At 35.0% G+C, this 16,389-nt stretch carries 16 protein-coding genes; 7 read left to right on the top strand and 9 right to left on the bottom strand.

All coding sequences use genetic code 11. The features are described from left to right. Nucleotide 1: 1 nt before the first annotated feature. On the bottom strand, nt 2-616 hold the full coding sequence (locus V6670_RS06710; RefSeq protein ID WP_338653260.1) for a TetR/AcrR family transcriptional regulator: 615 nt from the start codon (nt 614-616) through the stop codon (nt 2-4). Between the two features lie 250 nt (nt 617-866). On the opposite strand from V6670_RS06710, the gene V6670_RS06705 reads away from it, so the two are divergent. Next, nucleotides 867-1,487: a flavin reductase family protein gene (locus V6670_RS06705; RefSeq protein WP_338653259.1), complete on the top strand. Its 621-nt coding sequence runs from the start codon at nt 867-869 to the stop codon at nt 1,485-1,487. 414 nt (nt 1,488-1,901) lie between these two features. Here the strand turns inward: V6670_RS06705 and V6670_RS06700 are convergent, their stop codons facing one another. The 5 genes from V6670_RS06700 to V6670_RS06680 all read right to left on the bottom strand — a co-directional run bounded on the left by V6670_RS06700 (nt 1,902) and on the right by V6670_RS06680 (nt 6,535). Beyond that, nucleotides 1,902-2,843 (bottom strand): alpha/beta hydrolase, encoded by a 942-nt coding sequence (locus V6670_RS06700; RefSeq protein ID WP_338653258.1) that lies wholly within the window; start codon nt 2,841-2,843, stop codon nt 1,902-1,904. 294 nt (nt 2,844-3,137) lie between these two features. Beyond that, nucleotides 3,138-4,073: a DMT family transporter gene (locus V6670_RS06695; RefSeq protein ID WP_338653256.1), complete on the bottom strand. Its 936-nt coding sequence runs from the start codon at nt 4,071-4,073 to the stop codon at nt 3,138-3,140. Between the two features lie 433 nt (nt 4,074-4,506). Further along, nucleotides 4,507-4,716 (bottom strand): hypothetical protein, encoded by a 210-nt coding sequence (locus V6670_RS06690; protein WP_338653254.1) that lies wholly within the window; start codon nt 4,714-4,716, stop codon nt 4,507-4,509. Nucleotides 4,717-4,875: 159 nt separating this feature from the next. After that, entirely contained in the window at nt 4,876-5,535 is a 660-nt protein-coding gene (locus V6670_RS06685) for an MBL fold metallo-hydrolase (protein WP_338653253.1), read from the bottom strand. A 76-nt stretch (nt 5,536-5,611) separates the two neighbouring features. Beyond that, nucleotides 5,612-6,535, bottom strand: a complete 924-nt coding sequence (locus tag V6670_RS06680; RefSeq protein ID WP_338653251.1) for an EamA family transporter — start codon at nt 6,533-6,535, stop codon at nt 5,612-5,614. Nucleotides 6,536-6,648: 113 nt separating this feature from the next. On the opposite strand from V6670_RS06680, the gene V6670_RS06675 reads away from it, so the two are divergent. Beyond that, the gene (locus V6670_RS06675; protein WP_338653249.1) at nt 6,649-8,067 is read left to right on the top strand and encodes a PLP-dependent aminotransferase family protein; all 1,419 of its coding nucleotides are present in this window, start codon (nt 6,649-6,651) and stop codon (nt 8,065-8,067) included. 586 nt (nt 8,068-8,653) lie between these two features. After that, complete coding sequence (yiaA, locus tag V6670_RS06670) at nt 8,654-9,124, top strand: inner membrane protein YiaA (RefSeq protein WP_141905569.1); 471 nt, start codon at nt 8,654-8,656, stop codon at nt 9,122-9,124. A gap of 255 nt (nt 9,125-9,379) precedes the next feature. Here yiaA and V6670_RS06665 read toward each other — a convergent pair whose 3' ends face one another. Together V6670_RS06665 and V6670_RS06660 are read right to left on the bottom strand one after the other, a co-directional pair. Further along, complete coding sequence (locus tag V6670_RS06665; protein ID WP_338653246.1) at nt 9,380-10,429, bottom strand: 2,3-butanediol dehydrogenase; 1,050 nt, start codon at nt 10,427-10,429, stop codon at nt 9,380-9,382. A gap of 19 nt (nt 10,430-10,448) precedes the next feature. Then, nucleotides 10,449-11,087, bottom strand: coding sequence for a GntR family transcriptional regulator (locus tag V6670_RS06660; RefSeq protein WP_036127231.1), 639 nt, complete (start codon nt 11,085-11,087; stop codon nt 10,449-10,451). A 505-nt stretch (nt 11,088-11,592) separates the two neighbouring features. On the opposite strand from V6670_RS06660, the gene V6670_RS06655 reads away from it, so the two are divergent. After that, nucleotides 11,593-12,987, top strand: coding sequence for a hypothetical protein (locus tag V6670_RS06655; protein WP_141905571.1), 1,395 nt, complete (start codon nt 11,593-11,595; stop codon nt 12,985-12,987). Nucleotides 12,988-13,232: 245 nt separating this feature from the next. On the opposite strand, the gene V6670_RS06650 is transcribed toward V6670_RS06655, so the two are convergent. Beyond that, nucleotides 13,233-14,036 carry a geobacillin-26 family protein gene (locus tag V6670_RS06650; protein ID WP_338653244.1) on the bottom strand — a complete coding sequence of 268 codons (804 nt, stop codon included), beginning with the start codon at nt 14,034-14,036 and terminating at the stop codon, nt 13,233-13,235. Between the two features lie 537 nt (nt 14,037-14,573). Here V6670_RS06650 and V6670_RS06645 point away from each other — a divergent pair. The 3 genes from V6670_RS06645 (at nt 14,574) to V6670_RS06635 (ending at nt 16,363) form a co-directional block, all read left to right on the top strand. After that, nucleotides 14,574-14,771: a hypothetical protein gene (locus tag V6670_RS06645; protein WP_139149502.1), complete on the top strand. Its 198-nt coding sequence runs from the start codon at nt 14,574-14,576 to the stop codon at nt 14,769-14,771. Between the two features lie 159 nt (nt 14,772-14,930). After that, nucleotides 14,931-15,470: a helix-turn-helix domain-containing protein gene (locus V6670_RS06640; protein WP_338653242.1), complete on the top strand. Its 540-nt coding sequence runs from the start codon at nt 14,931-14,933 to the stop codon at nt 15,468-15,470. 32 nt (nt 15,471-15,502) lie between these two features. After that, nucleotides 15,503-16,363, top strand: a complete 861-nt coding sequence (locus V6670_RS06635; RefSeq protein ID WP_036127272.1) for a YitT family protein — start codon at nt 15,503-15,505, stop codon at nt 16,361-16,363. Nucleotides 16,364-16,389: the final 26 nt, after the last annotated feature.

Raw genomic sequence — 16,389 nt, 5'->3', positions numbered from 1 at the left:
TTTAGTTAGTAAAAAAGCCAATATTATCAGTTGTTCCTAAACCTTTATTTATCAATTCTTCATAAGCTGTTATTTTATATGGGATGGTTTCTGGATCCCAATGAAATAAATCTTTATCTAAATAAAAATTTGATAGTGTCAATAACATTTCAGCTATTTCTAAGGGATACTTTGTGCAAAAAATTTTTTCCTCCACTCCCTGTTCAATGATTTCTGCAAAATACGGAGCAAGATATTTAGTTAGACCTATCATCAGTTTTTGATGGAATACAGCATTTTCAGGTTGATTCATCATTCGATCTTGCTCTTTATTTTGATGAAAAAGAGAAATACTATTTTGAACTGCCATTTTAAGTCTTACATCTGCAGATAATGTCTTATTATCCATCGCCTTTATTTCCACTACCGCATTTTCAACAAACAATTTAACAGCTTCATCTACACATTCTTCTTTTGACTGAAAATAATGATAAAAGGCCCCTCTTGATATGCCCAATTCCTTTATGATTATCGGAAGTGTCATTTTTTCATAACCATATTGCAGAAGAACCTCCCAAATTCGAATTAAAATGTCGTTTTTTTTATGTTCATAGTTTTTATTTGTCCTTGCCATCATAAACCTCCTATAAATAAACCGACCAATGGTTTATTTATATATTTCCATATTTTTCTTATGAAGTCAAGGAAATTGGCATAAAAAATTTAGAAATATCAAGGAGATGAAATGAAGAACTTTAAACTTTACCTTTCCTCCATATTTTTTTGTTGGAGTAATTATTTTGTAATCAACACTTCGATGCTTATCGAAATCTTTATATTTTACAATGAGTTATGACAGCGAAAACATTTAGTAGGAGGAACTTAAAATGACAATAATAAAGAAAATACCAAATACAAAAATGATAAATCCTAAAATTTTATATTATGGATTTCCTGTAATTTTACTGAGTACATTAAATGAGGATGGAACAGTGAATATTAGCCCTTTGTCATCTTCTTGGGCATTAGGAGACTGTATTGTCTTAGGTATTGGTCTTGGTGGAAAAGCAATAGAAAATTTAGAACGACATCCTGAATGTGTCATTAATATTCCTGATCCCTCTCTATGGGAAAATGTGGAGCAGTTAGCTCCTTACACAGGAAAAAAACCAGTTCCAGATTTTAAGAAACAAATTGGTTTTACATATAGAAAAGAGAAATTTGATATTTGTGGATTCACACCTATCAATTCTACAACGGTCATTCCTACTAGGATTATGGAGTGTCCCATCCAAATCGAGGCAAAGGTAAAACATATTCGTATCCCAGATTATTCTCCTACTTTTGCAATTGTTGAGACACAAACGATACATGTACATGCTCATGAGGAAATTATTATTGAGGAAAATCATATTGATCCAAATAAATGGAGCCCACTTATTTATAATTTTCGGCATTATTTTGGTCTGGGAAGCAAGCTAGGTAACAACTTCCGTTCAGAGATCTAAACATAATCAAGTTGTACTAGATACAGTATAAAAGTAAACCCATACTCTATTAAGTAAGTAGTTGGTTAGCGCTATTTATGCCATTACAGGGCTGTTCCCTATGATTTTTGCCATGAGCCGCCTGATGAAGGTTTCAGCGTTATCGTTACACCTTTCAGAACCTTTTTTAACACTTTTAATACTGCATAAAAAAGGCCAGGTACTCATATGAGCGCCTGGTTACTCGTTTCAAGAACTTTATTTAATTGGCTTCAAAATAGATACTGGCTGTTCATACGCACAAAATAATTAACTACAACAAATATATTACACTTAATCGGAGGCACTTAGTTGGCTCACCCTAATTTCCCCAATCGAGATAGGCGCTTACTGACCATTAATATAAGATAAAATAAAGGATCTTTCTCAGTACCTTCACTGTACTTCCTTCATAAATTCTCTGAAGCCTTCAACGATTTCTTTTGCTTTGGTACGATATAAATAATGATCCCCTTCAAATGTCATCACTTTCCCATTTATAGAATCTTCTATTTGTTTTTTATGCTCTGGTATCCATCTGTCAGTTACTGGATGATTTTCTTGTATAAAGAAAATCACAGGGAGATTTTTTGGGAACGATCTATTTTCAGCTGCTTTAAAATTTTCATACATCATTTCAGCTTCATTTAACTGGCTTGGGTTATACATGTTTTTGTGTTTAAGAATTCTCAATTGTTCTTTTGTTTTATCATCATATGCTAGTACGGCGTATGGGTCATCCCCTAGCTTTACTTGCAATCTAGCTAAACCCGATTTTTTAAGTAGTTTTATAGTTCTTATTATAGAAGAATCAATCTTTTTCTCGCTTATCGTTGGAACACTGCTATCAAGCCCGACAAATGCACTCACCTCTTCTGGATATTTGTTCACATAATCCAATCCATAAAGGCCTGAAATGGAGTGCCCCATCAGAATATAACGTTCAATATGAAGACGCTGTAAAGCTTCATGTATTTCACTAACAATATTCTCTGTGCTACGTTCTTTTTCAGTTAGATCACTTAACCCATAACCAAAAGGCTCGATGACAACCACTTTGTAAAATGGAGATAATTCATCTACTAGAAATTTAAAATCAAGTGCTGGTGCTGCTGTTCCATAACCAGGTAAGAGCACAACAGTTTCTTCGCCTTCTCCTTGAATGAAGACATTCATCGCTTTCCCGTCCACTGCTATAGACTGCCCATAAGTTTCTATTTTTCCTTGCTCTATTTTAGAGCAGACAATATTCACTAGGAAAACAATCGCTAAAAAAAGTATGATGGCTACAGCAAAAACTGCTATTAATTTACTTAAAATGATGATCATTTTTTTCATTATGTTTGCACGATAGTATAGAAAGGCAAGCGATTACCGTTTTCACCTTTGTTCTCGTGCCACACCTCCCCTTCGTTATCTCTAAGTGGATTCCGGCTACTTTCTATAAACCGTTAAGGATAGCTTATACAATGAAGGTGTACTACCTATGACAGCAATATGAACGGAGTATGAACAAAAAAATTTACAGCATTGCATAAAAGGAGTAATTGAATCTACTAAAGAGGACGTTAAATTCGTATCAGAAAACCCAATTGTTATCACATTGCTTGATTGTCATGAAAAAAAGGATCTTCAAATCGAAGACCCTTTTGCTACTTCTTTGCTGGATTTTTTGTACTTAGTTTTGACGCTACTTAACAATCCATCTTTATCTAGCAATGTTGGTAAACTTATACCGATAACGATCGTGACGATACCTGCTATTTGCAACATGGTAACCGTTTCGCTTAATAGGATAACAGATACCATCACGGCGATTGGCAATTCAACAGCACTCAATATAGAGGACATACCTAATCCAACTTTAGGAACTGCAATAGTGAATAAGAAAACTGGGATAATCATGCCAAATAACCCTAATGCCAATCCATAAATCCAAAGCCCCTCATTAAACAAAGTACCATTCCAAATAATTTCTGGAGACTGAAAAGCCGCCGTAATCATAAAAGCAAAGAAAGAAACTAATACTAAACGGTTAGAGGTTGTCATACTTGCAGTTGCCTTACCGTTCACATATAAAAATAAAGAGTAACAAAGAGCAGCTGCTAGCCCCCATAACCATCCCTGCAAAGGTATTTGGGATAAATCAACATCAATTATTCCAGCAGCTGGTATGGTTCCAGCTACCAATATAATTAAAGAGATTAATTCAATTCTGCTTGGAAATTGCCGTTTTGTAATACAAGAAATCAACATACCAATCCATGTAAATTGAAACAGTAGTACTACTGCCAAGGAAGCAGGCAAAAAGTTCAAAGAATGACCATATAAAATATTTGTTAACCCAGTTAAGATACCTGCAAATAGAAGGATTTTAACACCTTTAAAGCTAAATTTTGACCTGTTTGTAACTAAGCAGATACATACTGCTATACAGAAACCGACAAAAAATTGACTTGTCACTGCCTCGGATACAGAAAAGCCACTACGCATTGCCAGTTTTATGATAGTTGAAACGATTCCAAAACTACTAGCTGCAATAATGACTAATAGGGGATAAAGATACATTTTGCTAATTCACTTCCCTCTTAAAACTTGTATATAAATTAAATTTCGATTATGATTTTGAGATTTTGAAAAAAAATCATAATCTCCAATATAAATCACTGATTGTTATTTTACAATCTTTTTTTCGGCAATAATGGTTTACAAATCGAGTTCTTCAGTAAAAAAAGAAAATTTTGGAAGTATCAAAAAAAGCCAAACCCAGACGTATCAAGGGTTTGGCTTCTATCCATGATATTTCATTAATACAGAAGGTTAAATTGGTGATATTTCTTTCTGTATTTGCTTAAGTATGTTACTTTACAATCTTTTTCAGTAGTAATCCTAGGCAAAAAAATCACCTTATCTATAAGAGTAAAGTGATTTTAATCAACATTTTATTCTATCAGTCACATAGAAAAAGCCTATTTCTCTTTAGTAAAAATTGGCAATATATTTAGCGTGACTCTTTTGGCGGTTGGCATACATCACATTTTCGTTGATTTTTATTTTTAAATTTCGTAAATGTTTTTTCAAAGTTACTACCACATGCACATTTAAATAATAACTTTTGAGAAAAACCATGATATTCAGTCGTTAGCAACTTACTTTCTGAATTGTTCTCAACAAACTTTTGAATTTCACTAATCGTCCAACGCTTATTCATTCTCTTACACCTCCATATTTTTCATTTTGCGGAGGCTTTTCTTGGCATCCGTTATAAAAAGGTCTTAATCATCTTAAGCTCTTCATTATAACATGAGCTGGCTAACAATAAAACAGACTTCCATTTACACTTAGCAGTAGTGCCTCAAAAAAGATATCATTATTTGTAAAATTTTCGAATCTGTTCTTTAATATTTACGTTACATAATCCTCCGTGGTAACAAACTACAGATTCAATGTCTAAGTCTAAATATTTCTTCAAAGATTGTCGAGCGACCTTTATATCCAAAGTAGTTGGAACATGAATTCCTCCCAGTGTACCGTTTACACTATACATTGAATCTCCAGCAACAAGTGTTTTATTTTGCTTTAAATATAAGCTGATATGGCCAGGCGTGTGCCCTGGAGTATGGATCACTCGAATTCCGCCACAGTACGGTAGTTCTTGACCGTCTTTCAAGGCCACATCCACTTTCCCCTTGGGTGGATTCGCTATGTGCGCGTCTTTCAAAAGTGGTAAATCCCCCTGGATATAAGGCTTATCTAGTTCGTGCGCATAGACTTTTATATTACTTCCACAATTTCGCACTATTTCCGGGAGGCTGCCTATATGATCTATATCCTGATGTGTCAAAATCACAACCTTTAGGTTATCGAACGACACGCCTACCTTATCCATTGCTACGCGCAAATCTTCCATTTGACCTGAGAATCCAGTGTCTATTAAAACAGCCATTTCCTGATCCCATAAAAGAGTTGGATGAATGATGTTCCCATTAAATTCAAGTTCCAGAATCTTTACTCCCTTAGAAACTTTCATAGCTTCATTCTCCTTTTAAATTAGATTTTATCAATGTAGAATAATAGATTTTCTTACCTCTCTTATTCAAGCTATATTAATTTTTCACATCCTGATGCATAGTCCTCTTACGCCAAAGCAACTCTCTCAATGTTTCGAAATTAACTAGAACCGTTCCAACAATAATTGTCAGAGTACCTATGCCTGTTAGCCAAGAAATATATTCATGATAGAGGGTCACACCTAATGTAACGGCAATGACTGGTGAGATATACAGCCATGTAGAAGGAAAAACAGGATTCGTCCGGGAAACAAGCCAATAATAAATGCTATGGCCGATCATTGAACCAAAAATAATTAAATAAAGAAGAGAGCCAATTGAAGCTGGGCTTAAAAGATAATGAAGCTGAATGTTCTCAGTAAAAAGTGACAAAACGATTAATAAAATCCCACCATGCATCATTTGCGCTGCATTTAAAGCAATTGGAGATGTCTTTTCAAATTTTCGGATGACATGCTTCGTATAAATCGTTCCAGATGCATAAAAAACTTCCCCTAGTATTATGGCAAAACAACCAACCATCCAGAAGGGACTAATCTCAATTGAAAAGCTAGGTAAGATCAAGAACGTAACACCAATGACTCCGACAACACAACCAATAAATGATTTCCGATTTCCTTTTTGCTTCAATAGGAATGTCTGTATAATAATGATCATCATTGGACCTGTAGCAGATAAGACAGCTGCAATCCCTGATGTCACATACTGTTCTGCCCAATATAATGTGGCAAACGTCCCAAAGGTTAAGCCCACTCCTGTAAAAAACATCTCTTTACGAAATAACACCCGTATTGTCGTTCTTTCTCTCCAAACCATAAAACTAAATAGCAGTAAACCGGCAATAAAAAAACGGAGGCCAGCTGATAAAAACGGAGGCATTCCTGCATCAACACCAATTTTAATCGCTAAAAAAGTCGTTCCAAAAATCAAACACATGAAGAAATAATTAATAAGTACCATATAAACCTCCTCCTCTTTTTCTATCATAAAAGAAAGACAATAGAACAGATTAAAAGGGATAGAACAGATTAGATAGGTTCGTGGTACAATCGTTTTGAATAGGAGGAATCAATATGGGCAAAGCAAATCAAAATGAAGATTATCTTTTTAAGAAAGTTTACGATTATGTACTGCACCGTATAGAACGTAAAGAATGGAAAGAACATGACAAGATTCCCTCCGTCCGACAATTAGCATCTGAAATGAATGTTCATCGATTAACGGTATTAAAGGCTTATCAATTACTAAAACAGCATGACAAAGTTTATGTAAAAGATAAAGCAGGCTATTATGTCCAATCAACTGTAACGAAAAATCTTGAATATCTAGATCAGGACAATCCCATTGTTTCTGCATACGTAAAAAAAAATCATTTATCCGAAATCCATCAACCCTCTGTTTCCTATCATTTTTCTCAGGCGTTGATTGATCCAAATCTTTTGCCTAATCATTATTTTTCAGATTATGTGAAGGAAGTGTTTGACCTTTATCCTAAAGTACTTGCCACCTACTCAACTGTACAAGGTGATCTAGAGCTGCGTGAAACACTCACTCACTATTTTATCAACCAGTATAAAACTCATTTGAGTGCAGAAGATTTGTTAATCACTTCTGGCTCACAGCAAGCGATTCACTTAATCGCTCAAGCTTTTATTAAACCAAGAGACGTCGTTTTATTTGAACGTCCAAGCTACAGTGCTGCGATTGATATTTTTAGAGCACAAGGAGCACAGATTGTAACGGTTGATATCCATCCAGAGGGCTACGATTTAGAACAGGTTGAATACTATATTAAACAATACAAGCCGCGCCTATTTTATCTCAACCCCACATTCCATAACCCGACTGGTTATACTGTTTCTGTCGAGCAGCGCAAAAAATTAGTAGAACTAGCTGAACAATATCGATTGCTATTAATTGAAGATGATGCCTATCACGACATCTATTTTGATCAAGCCCCACCACCACCCATTTACACGTACGATAGTGCTGGAACAGTCATTTATATCCGAAGCTTTTGCAAATATATCTCTCCTGGCTTGAGAATTGCGACTGTGATTTGTCAATCATCATTAATGAACTCACTCCTAACAGAAAAATCATTGGCTGATAATGGCTCACCACTTCTCAATCAAAAAATTTTTCTCCATTACTTTTCATCCCTAAGATTGCAACAGCACTTGGAGAAAATTAGGATCGCCCTACAGATTCGAAAGGAAATCATGGAAGAAGAGCTAGCCGTAACAGGTTGGCGATGGACTAGCCCAAAAGGCGGTCTGAATTTATGGGTACAGCTCCCAGATAATGTTCCAACTGAATTATTACTATCTAAAAGTATTGAACAATCTATATCCTTTGTACCAGGTCAAATTTGTGATCCATTAAAACAACTATCATCCTGGATACGTTTAAGCTATTCTTATGCAAATGAAAAACAACTAAGGGAAGGAGTAAAAAGGTTGGTTGCAGTGGCGCAATCTCTTTCTACGTGAGGGGTACTTTTTTGAAACCAGGTACTCACTTTCAAATGAGCCTAGGCTTTTAAATTTACTTTAAAAGCCTTTTTATTAGCATTTAGATACAATTGTTGCAACTGACCAATTTAATTTCAACCATAAGTCAGGTATTACACAGCTTTATTTATGCCTTAGCTATTATCAACCATTTAAATTATTTCGTTCATTGTTCGTCAATAACAGTGGGCAAAGCAACAATAGGCAGCCACATCTACCTAACATATTCAGCTGTCTATTTGAATAAAATGAAAAAAAGTTATACACCTAGTTCTTATCGGTACAACAGATTCCTGCCCCTAAAATGTAATTGCAACAAAGGACAGAAAAAATTGATCTCGGGGTAAAGCGCAAATTTACCAAGGAACAATAATCGTCCCTTTAAATTTGATGAAGCCACATTGACTATCTATATTGCAGCAATATAACGGTCAAGTATAAAGCCGCTTCCTTCAAAGAGGGTTGCTTTATTACTGAAAAGCCAGTTTTAGAGAAATTTCTGTTCTCATCACATCCCTGTAGAATAAGAATGTTTTGATACAGCGATAGAAGGAGGAGAAAGATATTGTCTAATCAAAATGAGACTTCATTAGATAAGGGAAAACAGCCTGATCCGAAAATAAAAGTAGAAAGGAAAGAGGGAGAACCGACTGCTGCTTTCAAGGGTGCTTCCTGGGCAGCACTGTTCGTAGGTGTTACTGCTTATCTTATAGGCCTATTTAACGCAACGATGCAACTAAACGAAAAAGGATATTACTTAGCTATTTTAGTATTCGGGCTCTATTCAGCAGTATCTTTACAAAAATCAGTAAGAGATAAAGATGAAGGAATACCAGTTACTACTATTTATTATGGTATTAGTTGGATTGCACTTATTGTATCTATTTTATTAATGGGGATTGGTTTATATAATGCTGGAAGTATTGTTTTAAGCGAAAAAGGATTCTATGGTATGTCATTTGTCCTTAGTTTATTTGCCTCCATAACAGTTCAAAAAAATATTAGAGACACACAGAGGGCAAGAGAAAGAAATTAAGCTGTATGACAAAAAGAATCGTGAAATTTATTCTCGATTCTTTTTGTCATTTTTTCTTCTCTTATTATATTTCAAAAATACTATTCGAGTATAAACGCTTTCTTAAGCTGCAACGCCCCTCTTCTCCTCAATGAAGTTCAGCAAATCCTTTAAAAAACAGTTTTGAATCATCAAACAGGCTATAAGAAAAGAGCATGACTGTAATAAGCCATACTCCCTTTGTTAGGATAGATTTATTTTAATCTATCCATGTTGTTAATTTTCTCCACTTATCGCAACTAAAATTTTAGATTGTGATTTGTCGTTTGTTAACGTTTTGAATCCTTTGTCAACAATGTCATCTAATTCAATTTGACTTGTGATGATACCCTGTGGATTTAGTTGACCAGAGCTCATTGCATCAATTGTTCTTTGGAAAATTGACGGTGTATAAACAATTGATGACAGTACATTAACACCTGTGTTTGTAAGTTGCATTGGATTCCATTCGATTGGTCTTGCAAAAATCGAAACGATCATCATGTTACCGCGTGGTTTTGTAACATCAATTGCTTGTTTAAAGGTAGGAGCTACTCCCGCAACTTCAAAGGATACATCAACCCCATCTGCTACAATCGATCGAACTGCTTGTACAGGATTTTCTTTACCAGAGTTAATGGCATGGGTTGCACCTAATTCTTTTGCCTTTTCTAATCGATCATCGGATAAATCTAATACGATAACTTTACTTGCACCAGATGCTTTTGCAGCGATTACTGTTAACAATCCAATTGGTCCAGCACCAAATACGGCTACAGAATCTCCTAATGTAACCCCAGCATCTTTGACTGCTTGTACAGCAACAGCCATTGGTTCTACTAGTGCACCATCTTTTAATGTTAAGTTATCGGCTAAACGGTGTACATTTGTTACAGGGACATTGACATATTCCGCAAATCCACCGTTTCCATGTAGTCCGATGAAATTAAATCCATCATATCGATCGACATCTTCATGTTTGTTTCTATAAGTTAATGTAGGATTGATGACAACTCGATCTCCTGCCTTTAAGTCCGTAACCTTAGAGCCAACTTCTTCGATAATCCCAGCAAATTCATGACCCATTGTAAGCGGGGCAACTTCACCTGTTAATTCAGCTTTTACATCAACTGGTACAAAAACTGGACCTTCTTCGTATTCATGCAAATCACTTCCACAAATACCAGCCCATGCTACTTTTACTTTCACTTCTTCTTCTCTTAAAGCTCGTAATTCAACCTCTTCGACTCTAATATCTTTCACATCATGCCAAACTGCAGCTTTCATTTATGTTACCCCCATAAAATTATTTAAATTGGTACCATAAAATAACATCTTTAATAGCCACTCGTGCATGATTAAAATCCGACACTTCTATACACCTGATAAACGTGTTGATGGACAGATGGTAGGATTCAACTAGATCCATTTTCCATTTTGTTTGTGCAGCTACATTTGTAACAAATATGGTTTCTTTAAAGAATCGTAGCATCGCAATATTTCCTGTAACATCAAAAAACAATTGTAACAAGTGCGCAAACGAAACAACATATTCATAAATATTTTCAGCAGACTTTCTTTGTTTCATCGCTTCAAAACGAAGTAATAGTTCATTTTGCAAATCGGCATTCCATTTAGGTTCACACTTTGTGAGTGCAGAATCCAATAGGTAATAAAGCGCTTCCAAATAATCCTTCAATTCCTGATCCGATATAGTCTTAACTCTTACACCTTTATGTTGTACTTTTTCAACTACACCATCTTTTTGTAAAAGATAAAGAGCCTCACGGACAGGTGCATGACTTACTTGTAACTCTTTTGCAATTTCCGCTTCGATTAAGCGCTGACCTTGTTCATAATAACCAGAAAATATGCGAAATAATAATCGTTCAGCTATTTGTTCAGAAATTGTTTTTTTTGAAATTGAACTTTCATCAAACCCCATCAAACCACTCCATTAAATTTATATCCTTTATTTTAACATAGTTTAGTGTATAGGGTGATTAGCTATAGGTGTTATATATTATGGATTATAGATTATCGATAATCTATAAAAGTATTTTAATATAAAAATTCATTTCTTTCAATTATCTTGTTTGAGGTGTAGTTTTCGGCCACTATTGTATAACATCAAGTATCTTTTAAGAGACCCTTTAATTTGCTAAGAAAGTGGTTGTTAAGTTGATTACTTGTTTATAATAAGAGGCATTTCATTGAGATAGTTTGCAAAGATGCAGATAAAGACACTAGAAAATCCTATAGTTTAGATTGCTTAAAGTTCTCCTTACAATAGGAGCACTTCATTAATAACTTAATTTTCCATCATTATTAGTTAATTATTTCTATTATCAATTCACATAACATTTCACCTAGGTCAAAATTTTTCAAAATCATCACCATCTTTTTTTCTCTTCATATTCTATAGAATCAGAATATTGAGGGGGAAACATATGGGGATTGAATTCACAGCTCTCCATTGGATTTATGTTGTTTTTATTGTACTCATCATCGGATTTATGGTTAAACGTCGCGATACCACCCTCATTTGTGTAGTAGGCATCTTTATGCTAGCGATTGTTGCGACTGGCGATTTCACTTCGTCCATAAGTGGTGTGTTTAACAGCTTTATTTATGCTATTACAGAGCTGTTATCAACGATTCTTATTATTTCGATTATTGTTGCCATGAGTCGAGTGATGATGACTTCTGGTATTAATGAGGTTATGGTTGCACCTTTCACGAAGATTATTAAAACACCAGCACTCGCCTATTGGACGATTGGTCTATTAATGATGTTTATCTCATGGTTTTTCTGGCCATCTCCTGCAGTGGCACTGTTAGGGGCGGTGCTATTACCTGTTGCGATTCGGGCTGGCCTCCCAGCACTTGGCGTTGCCATGGCGATGAACTTATTTGGGCATGGTATTGCGTTATCAAGTGATTTTGTCATACAAGGGGCTCCAAAACTAACAGCTGATGCTGCTGGAATTCCTGTTGGTGATGTCGTTTCAGCTAGTATTCCGCTCGTCATTACAATGGGGATTGTGACGACAATTGTTGCTTATATTTTCTTACGACGAGATATGAAACGAGGAACCTTACTTTTGAATAATGTTGGTGAAGCTGGTGAAGATAGACATGAAATTGTGGAAAATTTACTGTCTGTCGGGCAAAGACGATTTTTTGCTGTACTCATTCCCATTGCTTTCGTCTTAGATGTCATTGCAATGGCTGTCTTTAAATTGCAAGGTGGCGATGCAACAGCTTTAATCGGAGGAACCTCTGTTTTCATCTTACTTTTGCTTAGTGTTGTTACTCACAAAGCTGAGGGGCTCGAAAAGACGACAAGCTATTTGATTCAAGGATTCCAATTCGGCTTTAAAGTGTTCGGACCTGTCATCCCTATTGCCGCCTTTTTCTATCTTGGAGATGCTGGCTTTACACAAATTCTCGGTGACCATTTACCCGCTACCTCACATGGAATTGTCAATGATCTTGGTGTTGGTCTTGCTGCGGTAGTACCTTTAACAAAGGAAATTGCCGTGGTCACTTTAGCAGTGGTAGGCGCTATTACAGGATTAGATGGCTCAGGCTTTTCCGGAATTTCCCTAGCTGGCTCTGTCGGCAGTCTATTTGGCAATGCCATTGGTGAAGGAACCGCAACATTAACTGCTTTAGGACAAATCACAGCTATTTGGGTTGGTGGCGGAACATTGATTCCTTGGGCATTAATTCCAGCCGCTGCCATTTGTAATGTGAGCCCATTTGAGCTAGCAAGACGAAACTTAATCCCTGTAGTCATTGGGCTTGTTGCGACGACGATAGTTGCGGTGTTTTTGATTTAAATAAGGCTCCTTGATGTCCCCAAAAGTTAGAGTCAAAAATCTAACTTTTGGGGTACAGGACTATATCGGTAGTCCTTTTTCCTCGAGTCAATTTATTGCATGTACTATTAAAAATTCAAACATGGCAAGTGTACACAGAAAAAACGAGCTCTAGATTGCTCGTTTCAAAGTAATTTTATTAACATACAAATTAGCCATCTATCTAAAAAATTCCAGACAGATGGCCTTTAGTGATACGTATAATCTTAAACTTGGAAGTAATAATAATGAGCGTCTTTTGCTGCTCTATTCATTGATATTGCATAATTGTAAGCAGCACCAGTTACTCCAGCTGCAGCTAATCCGACTGCAATCCCTGCACCTCCATTTATAGCACCAACTATTAGCGCAGCTATAGCTAATATGCCAGCTCCAGATGCTGCACCAATATACTTCCATTCATAATCATTTAAATCGTTAACAGCATTTTTAAACTTTTCTAGGTTAGTTGCGTTACCAGTTGTTTTCTTTACATCTTTATACAACCAGTTTATTGGATTATCAGGATTTGGTCTGCGTAATTGCCATGATTCAGGTGAAGTAAATTCAATAGTATATTCATAGTTTGTGAAAGTATCTTGTTTCATCGAAGATGCGAAAGCGCTAATATCTCCAGATATCGATTCTTTCAATGACTCTTCTAAAGCTGCAAGTTCATTCAAATCTATTACTAATTTGGATGAATCATCACCCTTAATTTGAGTTGTTAAAACATTCGAATTTTTATCAAATATTGCGACCATTGGTTTGCCATTTTCAATTGACTCTACTATTCTAAAATTCTCATTATCTTCAATTACATTTATTTGAAGACTATCAAGGTATTCAATTGCTTCCTTATCAATCATACCTAATTCTGAATTAAAGTCCGAATTATCAATTAATTTTTTTGACGAAGATAGGAAGTTATTCTTTTCCATTTCGTTAGCGTTTGCTAGAATTGGAGCGAAATTTGAAAATATAAGAACAGCAGTAATCACAAAAATTAAACTTTTAATAATTTTTTTCATTTTTTATTCTCCATTCAAGTTATTTAGGGAATAGTTAAATTCCTCACATCTCCCTCACTCTCCTATCCTTTATTAATTTCCCCTATATTTCCATATTACTATATAATTGGTTATATATATAGTTTTAGGGAATGTTATTCTAATTATTAATCGAGCAAAAATAATAAATTTAATATTAATAGGCATATCCCTACTAATAAAAAAATAAAAGCTAATATATTATTATGCGCATTTTTTTCCTTTTTATTTTTAAGTAATAAGTATATACTGCAAGTTATAAATATTATAAAGAGTAAAAAAAATCCGACAATTGCTAACCATGACATTACAATATCACTCCATTCTTTTTATTATTAAAGTCTTGATTATAAAGAGCAAAAAGAGATAATTCTCAGGTACTTTATTTTCCTACTCTCCATAACACTAATTTGTTAATTATATCCTTATTTTAAACATTATACCTTAATAATTTAAAAAACTTTCATGGACTTGACCTACTTAATATGTCTAAATTGGAAACAGCTCAGGGTAATAATAATGACGCGGTTTCAATTAGAATGTCCTAATATGTTTTATATCGGTGGCGGAACATTGATTCCTTGGGCATTAATTCCAGCCGCTGCCATTTGTAATGTGAGCCCATTTGAGCTGACAAGACGAAATTTAATATCTGTGGTCATTGGGCTTGTTGCGATAGTTGCTATGTTTTTAATCTACCATCTTAGTAGAGAGTGATACAATGAATTATTCCTGTTCCTTCTATAAAAGAGGAAAATTCACTTGCCATATGACTGTACATCTTAAAAAAAATATATTATATTTGATAACGTTCTCATTTTGATAATATTACTTTCTTTCCTTAAAGCCATCTCATTTTTAGAAGGAGGAGAATTGATGCACAGCAAAGCAGATGTCTTAATACATCCTGTGAGAATGAAGATTTTACAAGCTCTGTTGCATATGAAAAAGGAAGGCTTAAGTACTTTAGAGATGATTACAATCATTAAGGATGTGCCACAAGCTACTTTATATCGCCACATTCAAATCCTTATGGACGAAAACATCATCAAAATTGTTAGGGAGCGAAAAATCCGTTCAGTTACAGAAAAATTTTATGCCTTAAATGAACATACGGCAAAATTTAGCGAGGAGGATTGGCGAAAACTAACGAAGAAGCAAAAATTAACGTATATGTCCTATTATCAATTAACATTACTGTCTAAATATCAACATTATTTATCTTCACTTGAAGAAAAAGGCAGTGAAAGCGATTTAGCTACTTTTTCTTTACATGATTTAACCTTAACTACTGATCAATTTGTAAGCTTCGAACATGAGCTTAACAATTTACTCACTAAATACTATAATATGGCCGACTCAAATAAAGGTTCTGAGACTAAAACAATTGCGATAAATATTATTCCAAAACCTTAAGTACTATTGACGTAAAGAAATGGAGAAGATTTATGAAAAAAGGAAAGTCACTAGAAAATATACGAAAATTAATTATGATTATTATTGGAGCAGTGATTGCCGCTTATGGACTAGAAGCTGTATTAATTCCAAATGCTGTCATTGACGGCGGTGTAACAGGTCTAAGTATTATGGGGGCTCACCTCTTCGGAATCCCGTTAGGCATACTGCTCTTTGTCTTAAATATTCCGTTCATTTATATCGGTTATAAGCAAGTTGGAAAAACCTTTGCCTTAATGAGTAGTGCTGGTATCGCAGCATTATCCATTTCTACGGTGCTTTTACATGATGTTAAAACCATTTTAGGCCCAAATGATCCCTTACTGATTGTCTTATCTGGTGGTATGCTGCTCGGTGTGGGTATCGGGATTGTATTACGTAACGGTGGTGCTTTAGATGGTTCTGAAGTTTTAGCTGTACTATTATCACGTAAAATTCCATTTTCAGTCGGCGATATTATCTTATTTATCAACGCCTTTATTTTCTTAGGGGCAAGCTTTATCTTTGGCTTAGAGAGTGCTTTATACTCAGCTTTAACATATTATATTGCAAAAAATGTTATTGATATTATCCAAGTTGGTTTAGAGAAATCAAAAGAAGTTCGTGTGGTTAGTGCAAAATCTGAGGAAATTGGGGACGCGATCCAAGCTCGTCTAGGACGTGGTGTTACTTATACACATGGACGTGGTGGTTTCTCTAACGAACCAACGGAAATTTTAAACTGTGTCATTAACCGTATGGAAGAAAATAAATTAGTTTCAATTATAAAGGATATCGATGAAGGTGCTTTTGTTGTCATTTCTGATGTTTCAGAAGTTCGTGGTGGGAACTTTAAGAAACGAGATATCCATTAATGTAAAAGTAAGTAAGACGCAGATAG

It is taken from the genome of Lysinibacillus sp. Y5S-8, assembly GCF_036894365.1.
In the GTDB taxonomy this organism is placed as follows: Bacteria; Bacillota; Bacilli; order Bacillales_A; family Planococcaceae; genus Lysinibacillus; species Lysinibacillus fusiformis_D.
Note: the sequence above shows the minus strand (reverse complement) of the source record. Positions and strands in the feature narration are given on the sequence as shown.